Here is a 14549-nt window from a genome sequence, read left to right on the forward strand (position 1 = left end):
CAAAACGGTTTGCTAAAACTGCTAATAAAATCCGTATTAATCATTTTATCGGTTAAAGGTGTCCAAGGTGTGTGAAGGCTTAAAACATCTGCCATTTCTTGTAATGTTTTAAGCGAAACTTGGGTAGCGTGTTTATCTCCAACATCGTCTTTAATATCATAGCATAGCACCGTACAATCAAAACCTTGTAATTTTTTGGCAAAGGCTTTGCCCATGTTTCCATAGCCAATAAGTCCTACTGTTTTCCCATCTAATTCGGTACCACGGTTTGCTTCACGGTTCCATTGACCATTTTTTACCTCGGTGTTTGCTTTATTTAGCTTGTTAAAGAGGGAAAGCAGCATTCCTAAAGCGTGTTCTCCCACAGCATTTCTATTACCTTCTGGTGCTGCTATTAAAGGAATGTTCTTACTTTTGGCGTAATCAACATCGATACTTTCCAGTCCAGCACCTACACGCGCGATGAATTTCAGGTTTTTGGCAGCATCGATAAATTGTTTGTCAATCTTAAAACGGCTACGAATAACAATCCCATCGTACTTTTTAATATCTTTTTCAATTTCTTCTTTTGAAGACGTATAATCTTCTTCATTATTAAAACCAGCTTCTGCTAAGCGTTCCAATAAAAGCGGATGGTTGTTATCTAAGTGAAGAATTTTCATAATTTAGATTTTTGGATATTCAGAAACTGTTTTTTCATCTACTACATTTCCTGTGTGGTTTGTAGCGAGTTTTTCAAATAGTAGCACGTGTACCTCTTCCCCATTTCGGGTTTTTGGGCAATGTTCCACACCTTTTGGAACAACAATTAGTTCACCTTCTTTTACAATTTCAATTGTATCGCGAAAGTGCATTTCAAGCGTTCCTTTTTGCACGAAAAATAATTCATCTTCGTTTTCGTGTTTATGCCAAACAAATTCATTTTTCAGTTTAGCGAGTAGCACTTGCATATCGTCCACAACAGCTATTTGATGCGGATGCCAGTGTTTGCTAAATGAGGTGAGTTTTTTCTGAAGGTTTATTGTCTTCAATTTGTTTCAGTTTATAGAAACAAATTACGAATTTCTTCGGTAATACGTGTAGGCTTTTGGCTTTTAAGTTCAACAAAACACCAAAGGGTTTTAGCAGTGACCATTATTTTATTGTCACTTTTTCTGAAAATCTTGTAGTGTCGTTCACTTTTTACGCCTTCGGCAGAAGTAACCCAAGTTTCAATTTGCAGTTCTTCACCTTCAAAAGATGGGTTTTTATATTCAATAAAGTGGTTTAAAACAACCCAAAAGTAGGTGTTGTGCGTTTCTTTAGGAGCTTTTGAAAACCAGTGCTTTTCAGCAATATCGAGACACCATTCTAGATAGGTGATATTATTAACATGGCCATTAACATCGATAGCCGATTTTGGAACCTGGAACGTATATGAAAAAACCGAGTTCAAAATCCTAGTATTAGTTTAGCGATGGTGAAATAAATTAAAATACCTAAAATATCATTACTAGTAGTGATAAAGGGACCAGTAGCCATAGCAGGATCTATACCGCGTTTGTCTAAAATAATAGGGACAAAAGTTCCTATTAAAGAGGCACTGATAATTACGGAAATTAAAGAAATGGCAATAGTAAGACCAAATTTAAAATCGAGACCCATGATAAAAATCCCTCCGGCGATTAATAGTAAGGAAAGCACAAAACCATTAAATAAACTAAGAACAACTTCTTTCAATAATCGTTTTAAAAGGGAGTCTTTTAGGCTGTTGTTTGCCAATCCTTGCATAACAATGGCAGACGATTGCACACCTACATTACCAGCCATCGCTGCAATAAGTGGAACGAAAAAGAAAAGCGCAGCGTGTTTTGCCATCGCATCAGAAAAAGTGCCCAAAACAGTAACACTTATAAAACCACCTGCCAACGCTAAGATTAGCCAAGGCAAACGAGCTCGGATGATTTTCCACATACCGTCATCGGCTTCAACATCTTCTGAAATACCGGCTGCCATTTGGTAATCACGCTCGGCTTCTTCTTTTATAAAATCTACAATATCATCAATGGTAATTCTACCAACCAATACGCCGTTTTCATCAACAACTGGAATGGCTTCTAGATCGTATTTTTGCATAATACGAGCCACCTCTTCATTTTCAGTGTGGACAGTTACATAATCTACTTTCGGAATAAAAATATCACTTATATGTGCTTTTTCTCCAGCGGTCAATAAATCTTTTAATGAAAGTCGTCCAGTTAATTTTCCTTGTTTGTTTACAACGTAAATAGAGTGAACGCGGGTAACATTTTTAGCTTGCCGGCGCATTTCGCGTACACATCCGGCAACGGTCCAAGTTTCTTTTACTCGTACTAACTCTTTAGCCATAAGAGCTCCGGCGGTGTCTTCTTCATACTTAAGCAGTTCCACAATATCGGCAACGTGCTCCGTATCTTCAATTTCTTTAATTACTTGTTTTTGGATGTCTTCATCCAATTCGCCCATGACATCCACCGCATCATCGGTGTCCATTTCTTCAAGTTCGGCTGCAATTTCTTTAGGAGAAAGGCGATCTAATATTTTTTCACGAATATCTTCATCTAGCTCGATTAAAGCTTCCGAAGTGATATCGCTTTCCAGTAATTTTATAAGATACGTAGCATCGTCAGAGTCTAATTCCTCTAAAATTTCGGCGACATCAGCAAAGTGAAACTCTTGTAATAATTCACGTAGCGCACTACCATCTCTAGTGGTAATGAGTTGTTCAACTTGCTCAAGAAATTCATTAGTGAGTTGAAATTGCATCGTTTTCTATCTTTTGGGTGAGCGAAATAAATTGAGATACCGAAAGTTGTTCCGGACGCTTGCCAAATATACTATCTTCTTTTAGCTTATCGGAAAGATTAAAGGTTTTTAAACTGTTCCTTAACGTTTTCCTGCGTTGCTGAAATCCTGTTTTAACCACTCTATAAAATAGTTTTTCATTACAAGGCAGTGAGAAATCTTTTTTCCGCTTTAACCGAAGTACGCCGCTATCTACTTTAGGAGGTGGGTTGAAAACACCAGGTTTTACCGTAAATAAATATTCGGCATCGTAGAAAGCTTGCGTAAGTACTGAAAGTATTCCGTAGGTTTTACTTCCTTCTTTTTCACAGATGCGCTGCGCAACTTCTTTTTGAAACATTCCAGTAAACTCTGGAATTTGCGCTCTGTTTTCTAATGCTTTGAAGACAATTTGTGTGGAGATATTATAAGGGAAGTTGCCAGTAATGGCGAAAGGCTCATCTCCAAAGAAATCACTTAATTCTGTTTTTAGAAAATCCCCTTCTAAAATTTGAAGGTTTTCATCCGGATAATTTGCTTCTAGAAATGTAATGGAATCACTATCCAAATCCATTGCAACTACTTGAATATCTTTTTTAATAAGATATTTTGTGAGCACGCCCATTCCAGGACCAATTTCTAGCACATTTTTATAGCCTTGCAGCGTGAGTGTATCTCCAATTTTTTCGGCAATATTCTCGTCGTGGAGAAAATGCTGACCCAAATGTTTTTTTGCTCGAACTTGTTTGCTCATACTAATTAATGTATTTGGCTAAATATACTGTTATTGAATAAGAAATGGATAGCATTACACGATTAAAAAAACACCTTAAAATGGTGTTATTTGCGTAGTTGAACGAAAAAAACATCATTTAAACAAAAACCAATAAAGAATGTTTTAGCGTAAATTATTTTGACAGTATATTGCGTTCATTAATTGAAAATCAGTGTATTGCCTTGTTGAGGAGTGAGTGCAATGTACATCTTATAAAGCCCATTAAAACTATTTTAGTTTTTTGGGCTTTGTTGTTTACTATTGAAAATTACTGTTCATTAACAACTTGCATCTCTGTTCTAAAAGCTACAAACTTTCCTTCAAAAGGTTTACTCTGTTCCCGCAATGTTTGGGCATCTTCTTCGTAATATTTTTGAAGCATCTCCTTGCTTTCGGTTCGGTATTGCACCGAGTAGGTAATACCGCCCATTTCTTCTTCTACTTGGACCCGGGTCATTAATGCTTTTTTAAATTTTCCGGTATCCAACATCGCTGGAATATGCTTTGTTTTCATCCAATCTAGCCATTCGTCGTGAACGCTATTGTCTATATTTATGGTTACGTTATATATGTACATAGAGGTTTATTTTATATGAAGGCTCCGTCATTTGTGTTTTAATACATTACTCAATAGCATCTCCGCGTAAAGTCCTAAAGCGTTTTCGAGCTTCTACAAAGTAGATGCTGTCTGCAAAGTTATAGATTATTTGTTCGTACAAGTCTTTTGCCTTATCGGGTTTTACTAGTTTATCCTCATAAAGTTTTGCTAACCTAAAATAAGCATCATCAGCAACGATTTCGTCAGGATATAATTCTATTAATTTATTGTAATTAGTTTCGGCTTTTTGTAGCTGTTCTGTTTTTTCAAATAACTCAGCTTGCTTTAATAAGGCTTCATCTTCTATTTTTTCTCCTTTATGGTTGGTAAGGATATCTTCTAGTTGTTGAATGGCTTCGGAATCTTTATTCTGTAATGCCAATAAATCTGCACGAGCATACTTTTTCAAAGCAGTTTGGGTAGAATCTTCTAACGAATTATCACGAATCATTAAGCTGAGTTCCATGGCGTCGTTGGCGATAAGTTGAGAAGCAGATTTTCGTAAAACGTCCAACTGTATTTGAGCCCATTCAAAATCACCTTTATAATAACTCGTCTGGGCTACTTTAAACCTTGCCTCTTGTGCCAAGACATCATTTTTAACTTTTTTCTGAATTTGCGAATAATAGATTAGTGCTTGGTTAAATTTTTCATCGAACACCAAAATATCTGCCAGTTCCATTTTTACTCGTGCTTCCTGAAATGAAGTGAGCCTGTCTTTTAAAAGTGTTTTTAAATTTGAAATAGCATCTTCTTTTTTTTCAGCGTTGAAAGCCAAAAAATGATTGTAATCTACTTGAAGCGCATAGGTTTGTGAACCATAACCGAATTCATCTAATAGAGCTTTGAACTTTTTTTCAATTTCTGGATAGTCTTTTTTTGTGGCCGTTTTTAAGGCTATTTTCATTAAATATTGATGGCCTTGTAATTTGGCTTCGGGGGTGTAGGAGTGTTCTATTATAAAGGTGACAATGTCCTTTGCGTTTTCATAATCTTCTTCGGCTATAGTAACCAAAGCAAGGTTGGCAATACCGCTTAACTCTTCTCCAGTGCGTTTATAAATAGCTTTTTCTTGCGTAAATGCTTTTTTAAACTCTTTTTGTTGAATAAACAACCAACTTAATAAATCGTTATACAGAACATCAGGATTGCTTTGTAGCTTTTGTAATAATATTTTTCTAAAGATTGTATTTGCTTCGGTTGTAGGTTCTTCTTTAATAAAACTACTAAACTTTCGCTTTGCACTAGATTTATAAGAAGGATTTTTTTCGATTAAATTGATATAACTAGCAAACATTTTTTCCAACTTTCCCTGCTCGCCATAAATTTCAGCCAATTGGATATCGTAGTTTTTATTGGTATCATTTTCCATGGCTTTTTCATAGGTAGTGATTGCGTAATCAAGCAAACTATATTTCGAAAAAGCTTTTCCAATGGAGTATGAATAATTAGGACTTTCGAGCGTATATTCAATCGCTTTATTATAATTGGCATTCGCTAGACTGTCTTTTTGTTGAAGCGAATAGTTATACCCTAACTCTACATATAATTGTGGGTTAATCATGCGACTATTCAACTTTTCTTGAAGTAGTTTTTCTGAAACAGTAAAATTTTCCAACTGTTGGTTCACTTCCACCAAAGCGATAAAAAAGTCTAATCGGTTTGGTGTTTGCTTATATAGTTTTTCATAAATAGTTAAAGCCTTTTCATATTCCCCTTGCTCAAAATAGTTTTTGGCCAATGCCTCATTTTGAGCACTCACAGAAGTGATCGTTAGAATAAAAAGTATACTAAATATAAAAATACGCATGGGTTAAAGATACTGAAATGATATGGTACAACCATTGCAAAAATAAAGCCAGTTAATTAGAATATCAACTCCGTAATCTTATCGGTCATCCTTCTTTTATAAAGTTGTATTATCTGTACCTTTGGCTTTAAACGAATTATAATATGAATATTTCAGTAGAATTAACACTCACGCCTATTCAAGATGATTATGAGCCGGCTATTATTAATTTTATAAAAAACTTGCGAAACTCTGGCCTTACGGTAAAAGAAAATCCGTTGAGCACCCAAGTTTATGGAGAATATGATGCAGTAATGCAATTGCTCAATAAAGAAATGAAGACAGCCTTAGAAGCTGTTGAACGAGGGTTGTTATATATAAAAATAGTAAAATCTGATCGAAGCGACTATGAACCCCATTTTTGAGTTTTTATTCGGGCAGTACGAAGGCTATGCCACCCACCAAATAGTACTTGAAATCACAGCCGTTTTATTTGGTTTGGCTTCTTCATTATTTTCAATGAAAAATAGTATTTGGGTCTATCCTACAGGCATTGTCAGCACATCAATTTTTGTGTATTTATTATGGCAATGGGGCTTATTGGGCGATTTGATTATAAACGGCTACTATTTTATAATGAGTGTGTACGGTTGGTATATTTGGACTCGAAAAGTGACTCCAACTCGATATACACCAATCAGTAAAACAAACAATAAAGAGCAGTATATTTCGGCAGGAATTTTTGTAGGTACTTTGCTATTTATCTACGCAGTCTATGAATTTTTTGAAAAATGGACCTCTTGGACCGCTTATGTAGATACTTTGACCACCGCCCTGTTTTTTGTAGGTATGTGGCTTTTAGCAAAACGAAAAGTTGAAAATTGGCTTTTCTTATTAGCAGGAAACATTATAAGTGTCCCGTTGTATTTTTACAAAGGGTACACCATTAGTAGTATGCTGTATATTATTTTTGTCTTTATATCAATCGCTGGTTATTTCGCATGGAAAAAACGCTTAAACAATCCGCAGGAAACGGGGATCATTGCATAAAAGTTGTGCTGTACGGCCCTGAATCTACCGGAAAAACAACCTTGGCCAAACAATTGGCTGCACATTATAACACTAAATGGGTGCCTGAATATATGCGCGGTTATTTAGAAGAAAAGTGGGATGCTAAAAAAGAAGCGATTACCCGTGACGATCTGTTGCCCATTGCAAAAGGGCAGATTGCATTGGAAAATAAAAAAACCAAAACAGCCAACACCCTGCTGTTTTGCGACACCAACTTGTTGGAGCTGAAAGTATATTCAGAATACTATTACACCGGATTTTGCCCTTCGGAAATAAAAAAAGCTGCTGAAGAAAATCAATATCACCATTATTTTTTAACCTATATTGATGTACCGTGGGAAGCAGACAGATTACGGGATCGCCCTAACGATAGATTAAAAATGTTTACTATTTTTGAGACAGAACTACGCAAAAAACAACTCCCTTATACAGTTTTAAAAGGTTCTGTAGAACAACGGATGAAAACCGCAACCAAAATTATTGAGGGATTGCTCAACAACTAATTATGTTAAATAAAAAAGACGTAAAACAAATAGAGGAAAACGGTCACACTATAGAAGAAGTAGCAAAACAACTAGAAACTTTTGCAAAGGGGATTCCCTATTCCGCTATTGTAACAACTGCTTCTGTAGGTAATGGAATCGAAGTTATTTCCGAAGAAAAGCAGCAACAGCTAATCCATATTTATGAAACCGAAAAGCAGCAAAAGGAACTCGTAAAATTTGTTCCAGCTTCCGGAGCGGCAACGCGAATGTTTAAGTTTTTATATCAGTTTTTAAAAGAATACGATCCCGATGAAGAATCTTTAAATAAATACATAAAAAAAGGAAACCATAAAGCATTGGATGTCTTTGTGAGCAATGTAAAGGATTTTGCTTTTGTAAACGAAGTACGGAGTAAAATACGCGAATTATACCCAAACTATAAAACTAATAAAAAAGGAAAACGGGCTCATTATTTTATAAAAGCCATGCTGCAACCAAAAGGTTTGGGATATAGAAACTTACCAAAAGGCTTGATACCGTTTCATAAATATAAAAAATACTACGCCACAGCTTTTGAAGAGCAATTATATGAAGCCGCCTTCTATGCTTCGGCAAAAGACAATGCTTACTTGCATTTCACGTTTTCAGAAGCACATGTTTCAAAATTTAAAGATGAATTTGAAGCGGTTAAAAGTAGATTGACAAAAGCTACTAAGACCAAATTTCATATTTCGTATTCGTTTCAGAAAAAAGAAACCGATACCATTGCCGTAAACGAAGACAATAAACCTTTTCGTGATAGTAATGGAAACCTTATTTTTCGCCCTTCTGGTCACGGAGCGTTATTGGAAAACCTAAATGAGGTAAATGCCGATATTGTTTTTATTAAAAACATCGACAATGTAATTGTCCGTGAACGCGTGGAGGAGATTGCACAGTATAAAAAAATGTTAGCCGGTAAATTAATTTGGTTACAGCAAAAAGCTTTTGATTTTCTTGAAAAATTGTCGAGCGATACCATTTCCGAAGAAGAAATAAACGACATCCATTCTTTTCTATGGAACCACCTTAATTGTAAAGAATTGCCTCAAACCAAAGAAAAATTATACGAAAAATTGAATAGACCTTTACGGGTTTGTGGTGTGGTAAAAAATACAGGAGCTCCTGGGGGTGGTCCATTTTGGGTAAAAAATAACGAAGGGGAAACCACCTTACAGATTGTAGAAACAGCCCAGATAGATATGGAAGATTCTCATCAAAAAGCAATCGTAAACGAAGCGACGCACTTTAACCCAGTAGATTTGGTGTGTGGAATCCGAAATTTTAAAGGCGAAAAATTTGATCTAAAACAATACTGTGATCCTGATACGGGCTTTATTTCTTTAAAATCACAAGATGGAAAACCTTTAAAAGCTTTAGAACTTCCTGGTCTTTGGAATGGTGCTATGGCCAAATGGAATTCGGTTTTTATAGAAGTTCCATTGATTACCTTTAATCCTGTTAAAACGGTAAACGATTTGCTGCAACCTGAACATCGCCCTAATAGTTAAAATGAATACCGATACACTAATAAAAGAATTAACCTTTAAAGCCATGCGAAGCAGTGGCCCAGGCGGACAACATGTAAATAAGACGTCTAGTAAGGTGGAGGTGAGTTTTAATATTGAAGCATCACTGGCGCTAAGTGATCAAGAAAAACAGCGGTTGCAACAAAAACTACAAAACAAAATCTCTTCTGAAGGAATCTTGAGCCTTCAATGCAGTGAAAGCAGAAGCCAGCACCGTAACAAAGCTATTGTGATAGAACGTTTAATCGATTTGCTGAAACAAAGCCTGAAACCCGTTAAAAAAAGGAAAAAAACTAAAACTCCTAAAAGGGCAATTGAAAAGCGGTTAAAAACAAAAAAGAACACTGCTTTAAAAAAAGCCAACCGCAAACCTCCCAAAATTGACTAGTTAAATACAGTTTATGTATACATTTTACACAACTGTACCCATTTTCTACACAGTATTTCATTTTTTATAAAAAGACCAGGTGTTATTTAAATAATTGATAATTAATATGTTAATTAAATAATTCTGAAGAGATTTTGAATTGGCACTACTTTTTCATTATACAAGTCAAATAACAAAAAGATAATAACAAACCTATAACTTAGAAACTATGAAAAAGTCAATTTTAGTAATCGCTATAGCGCTGGGATCCCTAACAGCAGTTCAAGCACAAGATAAGGCAATCGCACAAACTTCTACTAATGAAGCGAAAGCAACTATAAGTGCACAAACTCCAGCCCAAGACAACTTTAAGCAAATTAAAGCAACCGAATTACCAAAACCAGTATTGGAAGCCGTAGCCAAAGAATTTGAAGGCGCTACTGTATCTAAAGCTTACAAAAATGAACAAGGCGAATACAAACTGGTGCTTGCAACAGCTGAGAAAGCAGAACAAACCGTTTATGCAAACAGTCAAGGTGAGTGGATTAAGAAGCAGTAAGCTGCAGTAGTTAGATTCAATACTTCGGAGGATGTCCAATCTGGGCATCCTCTTTTTTATGCTTTATACTTCAATAAACTAATTTAGTTTCAATAACAGTTTAATTGCAAAGCTGTCTCAAAAAATATGGGACAAAAAAATTGACTTTAAAACTGGCTTTGTGTGAATATTACACAATTGTGAACTGCTTTTACACACTAAACATATTAATATAAATTCGCTATTAAAACCTGTTAGACCATCAATAGCTGTTGTTAGAAGAGGTTTTAATAGCGAATTTATATTAATGGCATTACTTTTTCAGTGTATAGAACAGAATTTAGTAATAATAATAACAACATAAAATTTAAAACTATGAAAAAGTTAATTTTTGCAACCGCACTAGCAATAGGATCGTTAACCGCAGTAAATGCGCAACAAGATGCAGCAGTAGCACAAGCTTCAACCGACGAAGCAACAATGACACAAGCTGTTGATGCTCAAGAAACAGTTGCTCAGGATTTTAAAGAGATTAAAGCAACCGAATTACCCAAACCAGTACTAGAAGCTGTGGCAAGCGATTTTGAAGGTGCTACGGTATCTAAAGCATACAAAAATGCCAAAGGGGAATATAAAGTTGTTGTCGCAACAGCCGATAATAAACAAAAAACTTTATATGCAACTGCTGATGGTAATTGGATGAAGAAGAAAATGAAAATGAGCGGAAAAAGTAGACAATAATTTGAATTAGCCAAATTCAATACTTTTAAGGGATATCTATTTGGATATCCCTTTTTTTATGCGCTTTTTTTTAAAAGGGTAGAAGTCTCAGTTTTCTAAGAGTTTCAAATTTGTTCAAGTTTTAGTATTTCTTTCTACACCGACATAAGCAAGGCGAATTAACTTAACCAAAATTAGATTGTTATACTCTATTTAAAATAATGGAGTGTTTTAATTATAGGATTAATAAATAGTATTAACTAATCAATTTTCAATTTGCCACTTGGAGTGCAGCGTTTGTCTTTAAACAATTTTTGTGTGAATATTACACAGGTGTTTAGTGGATTTATACAGCTAAAAATTAATTACAGAGTAATTGAAAAATCTTGTCATGCTAGCAATGAAAGTGCTTTTTAATGGTTTTGTCTTTCATTAAATCTTCATGGCATTACTTTTTCATTATATAGAACAGAATTAGAAACGAAATAATAATTATAAAATTTAAAAACTATGAAAAAGTCAATTTTAGCAATCGCAATCGCATTAGGATCACTAACCGCTGTAAACGCACAAGATGGAGCAATTGCTCAAGCATCAAGTGATCAAGCAACATTAGCTCAAAAAGCACAGGCTTCAGAAGCACAAGGATTTACTGAGGTAAAAGCTTCCGAATTACCAAAACCAATTTTAGAAGCTGTATCTACAAAATATGATGGAGCAACTGTATCTAAAGCATATAAAAATGCTAAAGATCAATATAAATTAATGATTGCAACAGCTGACAGTAAAGAGAAAACTGTTTATATAAATAGTGAAGGACAGTGGTTACAGACTAAGTAATTTCACTTGATTATATTCGATATATTTGGGATGTCCTTCGGGGCATCCCTTTTTTTATGAAAACTTTAAAAGTTTGCTCCTACCATAGCTGTATTTTTGTGTGGAGACAAAAATAGTATGACGCACAAGATTCTTATTGTTGAAGACGATATTGCTTTCGGAAAAATGCTTGCCACATTTCTAGAACGCAAAAAATTTTCGGTGACCACTACCAGTACTGGAACTAATGGTAAAGAACTCCTAAAAGATGAGGAATTTGATTTATTGATTACCGATTTAAAACTCCCCGACACAAATGGAATGGCTCTTTTAGAACATGTGAAAGAAACTTATCCTAAAACTCGCGTTATCCTTATGACGGGTTATGCTGAAGTAAATACAGCAGTTGAGGCCATTAAAAAAGGAGCTTTAGACTATATTTCAAAACCTTTCCGTCCAGAAGAGTTGTTAATGATTATAGAACAAGCTTCTGAAAGTCTTGAGAAGCCCGTTACAGAACAACCAAAGAAATCTTCAAGTCAACAGAAACCCGCTTCATCCTCAAATACAGAGGCAAAAGCAGTACAAAAACAAGAATCGAACCCGAAACCACCGGAAAGTAATTTTGTTACTGGAATCAGTGAATCTTCAAAAAAATTCAATCAGTATTTAAAGTTGGTAGGTCCTACCGATATGTGCGTGCTTATACAAGGTGAAAGTGGTACTGGAAAGGAAGTAGCTGCAAATGCTATTCACAAATTCAGTAATCGAAGCAATAGACCATTTGTAGCGGTAGATTGTGGCGCTATTCCCAAAGAAATTGCTTCCAGTGAATTTTTTGGTCATGTAAAAGGAAGTTTCACGGGGGCTGTAAACGATAAAAAAGGCCATTTTGAAGCAGCAGATACCGGAACGTTATTTTTAGATGAAGTAGGAAATCTCTCCTATGAAAATCAAGTGCAATTGCTCCGAGCCTTGCAAGAACGGAAAATAAAACCAGTTGGCAGTAACACAGAAATACAAGTAGATGTACGGATTATTTCCGCAACTAATGAGGATTTAACCAAAGCAGTTGAGGAGGGAAGGTTCCGGGAAGATTTGTATCATCGCTTAAATGAATTTTCCATTCACATCCCTTCGTTGCGTGAACGTAGCGAAGATTTATTTTTGTTTACCGAATTTTTCTTGGAGCAAGCCAACCAATCATTAAACAAAAATGTGATGGGGCTCTCTAAAGAAGTAGAAACTGCCTTTAAACAATACGCTTGGCCAGGAAACCTCCGCGAGTTGAAAAATATCATAAAACGTTCGGTTTTATTAACACCTGGCGAACAGATACCGCTAGATGTAATCCCAAGAGAAGTGGTTACGGCTAAAGAAACAGAAACAAAAACAACTGATTTTTCAAAAGAAAGTAATGAAAAACAATTGATTTTGAATGCGTTAAAAGAAACAAAGAATAATAAATCGCGTGCTGCCAAGTTGTTAAATATTACCCGGAAAACCCTCTATAATAAATTAGAACAGTACGATATTGAACTTTAATGGTTTTGCTGCAAAGCAGTAAGCAATTTCTTTATTTCAAGTTGCAAACCCTTATAAAGAGGAGCTAAATTACTCTTTTCTTCTTCTGGAATAGTTTCTAAAGCTTCAAGAATTGGAATCACTTTATGGGCACTAATTTGTCGGCACATCGTCAACATTCTATGGGCAGTTTGGCTTACTTCCTCTCTGTTTTTTCCTTCTATAAAACTTTTCAACTCTACCATGTCCTTTTTTGTTTGGGTGTAGAAAACCTCTAGTACATCGTTAAGAGCTTCATCGGTCTCTAAAAATGATCGTAATAATGATAAATCATACAAATCACTTTTTTCCTGTCTAGCGGGCTGTGCGGGTTGAGGTGTAGTTACGGTTTCTGAAGAATTTGATTGCTTTTTTACACTTGAAATAGAAGAAGGAAGCACCTTCTCTAATACCGATACTAAGTCGTTTTTGGTAAACGGTTTTTGTAGAACTTCGGCAAAACCTTTGTCAAAATAGGCTTTTCGGGTGTGTTCACGGCTGCCAGTCATGGCTATTATTGGTTGGTTATTATAGTTATTTATGGCTCCCTTTTTAAAATTTTCTAAAATTTCAAAGCCACTGGTTGTGGGCATTTGTATATCTGTCAATACAAAATCAAAATCTGTTTTTTCTCCCTTTTCAAAAGTAGAATATTTCTCAAAATCACGAATTTCGATGTTCATTTGGCCAAATAATTCAGAAAGCATGGTGCGCATCGCTGGGTCATCGTCAAAAACAATAGCTTTTAAGTTTTTAAAAGCTGTTTCAGAAGTTTTTGTTGAATTACGGACTGTGCGATCAGATTTTTTTAATGGAATTTGTAGAGTAAAAGTACTCCCTTCACCGGGTTTACTTTCTACTTTAAGGCTTCCGTCAAGTAAGCTAGCTAACTTTTTCGAAATCGCTAACCCGAGTCCATAGCCACCAAATTTCTTAGCGGTATCGGCTTCAGCTTGGGTAAATTCCTTAAAAATAAGTTGTTGTTTTTCTTCTGAAATACCAATACCCGTATCGATTACATCGATTTTAACTCTAACTGATTTTTTTCTAGCTTTTAACAGGGAAGCCTTTAATTCAATACTTCCCGTTTCAGTAAACTTAAAAGCATTCCCAACTAGATTATTTAGAATTTGTTGCATTCGTAGGGGATCGCTTTCAAAAACCCTGTTTTGTAAGTATGGGTCTATGGTAACCAAAAGCTCTACTTTCTTTTCTGAATAAATGTCCCGATATGTTTCTGTTGTCTGTTGCAATAGGTTTTCCAATGAAAATGGGACCGACTCCATTTTTAGTTTCCCTGCTTCTAATTTTGAAAAATCAAGTAAATCGTTTACTAACTTCGAAACGTATTCCGACCCTGAATGAATTTGGTTTATGTAATGATGTTGTTTTTCCGAAAGTGAGGTGTTTTCCATTAACCCCGTATAGCCAACAATGGTATTTAAAGGTGTTTT

17 protein-coding genes are annotated in these 14549 nt (G+C 35.3%); 9 read left to right on the forward strand and 8 right to left on the reverse strand.

What is annotated here, in order from left to right:
* The 7 genes from AACZ92_RS15600 to AACZ92_RS15630 all read right to left on the reverse strand — a co-directional run.
* On the reverse strand, positions 1 to 662 hold a 662-nt coding region (locus AACZ92_RS15600; RefSeq protein ID WP_339703312.1), incomplete at its 3' end, for an NAD(P)-dependent oxidoreductase.
* Between the two features lie 3 nt (positions 663 to 665).
* Positions 666 to 1031, reverse strand: a complete 366-nt coding sequence (locus tag AACZ92_RS15605; RefSeq protein ID WP_339703315.1) for a cupin domain-containing protein — start codon at positions 1029 to 1031, stop codon at positions 666 to 668.
* Between the two features lie 11 nt (positions 1032 to 1042).
* Positions 1043 to 1435 carry a thioesterase family protein gene (locus tag AACZ92_RS15610; RefSeq protein ID WP_339703318.1) on the reverse strand — a complete coding sequence of 131 codons (393 nt, stop codon included), beginning with the start codon at positions 1433 to 1435 and terminating at the stop codon, positions 1043 to 1045.
* Positions 1432 to 2784 carry a magnesium transporter gene (mgtE, locus tag AACZ92_RS15615; protein WP_339703321.1) on the reverse strand — a complete coding sequence of 451 codons (1353 nt, stop codon included), beginning with the start codon at positions 2782 to 2784 and terminating at the stop codon, positions 1432 to 1434. The genes AACZ92_RS15610 and mgtE overlap by 4 nt, the downstream gene beginning before the upstream one ends.
* The gene (gene rsmA, locus AACZ92_RS15620) at positions 2765 to 3556 is read right to left on the reverse strand and encodes a 16S rRNA (adenine(1518)-N(6)/adenine(1519)-N(6))-dimethyltransferase RsmA (RefSeq protein WP_339703325.1); all 792 of its coding nucleotides are present in this window, start codon (positions 3554 to 3556) and stop codon (positions 2765 to 2767) included. The genes mgtE and rsmA overlap by 20 nt, the downstream gene beginning before the upstream one ends.
* Before the next feature lie 289 nt (positions 3557 to 3845).
* Entirely contained in the window at positions 3846 to 4154 is a 309-nt protein-coding gene (locus tag AACZ92_RS15625; RefSeq protein WP_117158356.1) for a DUF4286 family protein, read from the reverse strand.
* Positions 4155 to 4200: 46 nt separating this feature from the next.
* On the reverse strand, positions 4201 to 5985 hold the full coding sequence (locus AACZ92_RS15630; protein WP_339703329.1) for a tetratricopeptide repeat protein: 1785 nt from the start codon (positions 5983 to 5985) through the stop codon (positions 4201 to 4203).
* Between the two features lie 143 nt (positions 5986 to 6128).
* Between AACZ92_RS15630 and AACZ92_RS15635 the strand changes: the two genes are divergently transcribed.
* The 9 genes from AACZ92_RS15635 (at position 6129) to AACZ92_RS15675 (ending at position 13077) form a co-directional block, all read left to right on the forward strand.
* A complete protein-coding gene (locus AACZ92_RS15635) occupies positions 6129 to 6389 on the forward strand; it encodes a thiamine-binding protein (RefSeq protein ID WP_339703331.1) in 261 nt (86 codons plus the stop codon).
* Complete coding sequence (pnuC, locus tag AACZ92_RS15640; RefSeq protein ID WP_339703334.1) at positions 6373 to 7014, forward strand: nicotinamide riboside transporter PnuC; 642 nt, start codon at positions 6373 to 6375, stop codon at positions 7012 to 7014. The genes AACZ92_RS15635 and pnuC overlap by 17 nt, the downstream gene beginning before the upstream one ends.
* On the forward strand, positions 6966 to 7538 hold the full coding sequence (locus tag AACZ92_RS15645; RefSeq protein WP_339703337.1) for an ATP-binding protein: 573 nt from the start codon (positions 6966 to 6968) through the stop codon (positions 7536 to 7538). Before pnuC ends, AACZ92_RS15645 begins: the two co-directional genes overlap by 49 nt.
* Positions 7539 to 7540: 2 nt before the next feature.
* Positions 7541 to 9070 (forward strand): DUF4301 family protein, encoded by a 1530-nt coding sequence (locus tag AACZ92_RS15650; protein WP_339703340.1) that lies wholly within the window; start codon positions 7541 to 7543, stop codon positions 9068 to 9070.
* Between the two features lies 1 nt (position 9071).
* Entirely contained in the window at positions 9072 to 9476 is a 405-nt protein-coding gene (arfB, locus tag AACZ92_RS15655) for an alternative ribosome rescue aminoacyl-tRNA hydrolase ArfB (protein ID WP_339703343.1), read from the forward strand.
* Positions 9477 to 9684: 208 nt separating this feature from the next.
* A complete protein-coding gene (locus tag AACZ92_RS15660; protein ID WP_339703346.1) occupies positions 9685 to 10014 on the forward strand; it encodes a hypothetical protein in 330 nt (109 codons plus the stop codon).
* 354 nt (positions 10015 to 10368) lie between these two features.
* Positions 10369 to 10734, forward strand: a complete 366-nt coding sequence (locus AACZ92_RS15665) for a hypothetical protein (protein WP_339703349.1) — start codon at positions 10369 to 10371, stop codon at positions 10732 to 10734.
* A gap of 489 nt (positions 10735 to 11223) precedes the next feature.
* The gene (locus AACZ92_RS15670) at positions 11224 to 11553 is read left to right on the forward strand and encodes a hypothetical protein (RefSeq protein ID WP_339703352.1); all 330 of its coding nucleotides are present in this window, start codon (positions 11224 to 11226) and stop codon (positions 11551 to 11553) included.
* 117 nt (positions 11554 to 11670) lie between these two features.
* Positions 11671 to 13077, forward strand: a complete 1407-nt coding sequence (locus tag AACZ92_RS15675; protein WP_339703355.1) for a sigma-54 dependent transcriptional regulator — start codon at positions 11671 to 11673, stop codon at positions 13075 to 13077.
* Here AACZ92_RS15675 and AACZ92_RS15680 read toward each other — a convergent pair.
* Positions 13074 to 14549 (reverse strand): ATP-binding protein (locus tag AACZ92_RS15680; RefSeq protein ID WP_339703358.1); only part of this gene is annotated, 1476 nt, incomplete at its 5' end. The two genes, AACZ92_RS15675 and AACZ92_RS15680, sit on opposite strands and share 4 nt — an antisense overlap.

Origin of the sequence: uncultured Marixanthomonas sp., assembly GCF_963974425.1 — a bacterium.
In the GTDB taxonomy this organism is placed as follows: domain Bacteria; phylum Bacteroidota; class Bacteroidia; order Flavobacteriales; family Flavobacteriaceae; genus Marixanthomonas.

Bases quoted from the DNA above. Each gene is read 5' to 3' on its own strand.
- arfB (WP_339703343.1), top strand. From the start codon at position 9,072: ATGAATACCGATACACTAATAAAAGAATTAACCTTTAAAGCCATGCGA.
- AACZ92_RS15675 (WP_339703355.1), top strand. From the start codon at position 11,671: ATGACGCACAAGATTCTTATTGTTGAAGACGATATTGCTTTCGGAAAA.
- AACZ92_RS15635 (WP_339703331.1), top strand. From the start codon at position 6,129: ATGAATATTTCAGTAGAATTAACACTCACGCCTATTCAAGATGATTAT.
- mgtE (WP_339703321.1), bottom strand. From the start codon at position 2,784: ATGCAATTTCAACTCACTAATGAATTTCTTGAGCAAGTTGAACAACTC.
- AACZ92_RS15625 (WP_117158356.1), bottom strand. From the start codon at position 4,154: ATGTACATATATAACGTAACCATAAATATAGACAATAGCGTTCACGAC.
- AACZ92_RS15645 (WP_339703337.1), top strand. From the start codon at position 6,966: ATGGAAAAAACGCTTAAACAATCCGCAGGAAACGGGGATCATTGCATA.
- AACZ92_RS15665 (WP_339703349.1), top strand. From the start codon at position 10,369: ATGAAAAAGTTAATTTTTGCAACCGCACTAGCAATAGGATCGTTAACC.
- rsmA (WP_339703325.1), bottom strand. From the start codon at position 3,556: ATGAGCAAACAAGTTCGAGCAAAAAAACATTTGGGTCAGCATTTTCTC.
- AACZ92_RS15630 (WP_339703329.1), bottom strand. From the start codon at position 5,985: ATGCGTATTTTTATATTTAGTATACTTTTTATTCTAACGATCACTTCT.
- AACZ92_RS15650 (WP_339703340.1), top strand. From the start codon at position 7,541: ATGTTAAATAAAAAAGACGTAAAACAAATAGAGGAAAACGGTCACACT.
- AACZ92_RS15660 (WP_339703346.1), top strand. From the start codon at position 9,685: ATGAAAAAGTCAATTTTAGTAATCGCTATAGCGCTGGGATCCCTAACA.
- AACZ92_RS15670 (WP_339703352.1), top strand. From the start codon at position 11,224: ATGAAAAAGTCAATTTTAGCAATCGCAATCGCATTAGGATCACTAACC.
- pnuC (WP_339703334.1), top strand. From the start codon at position 6,373: ATGAACCCCATTTTTGAGTTTTTATTCGGGCAGTACGAAGGCTATGCC.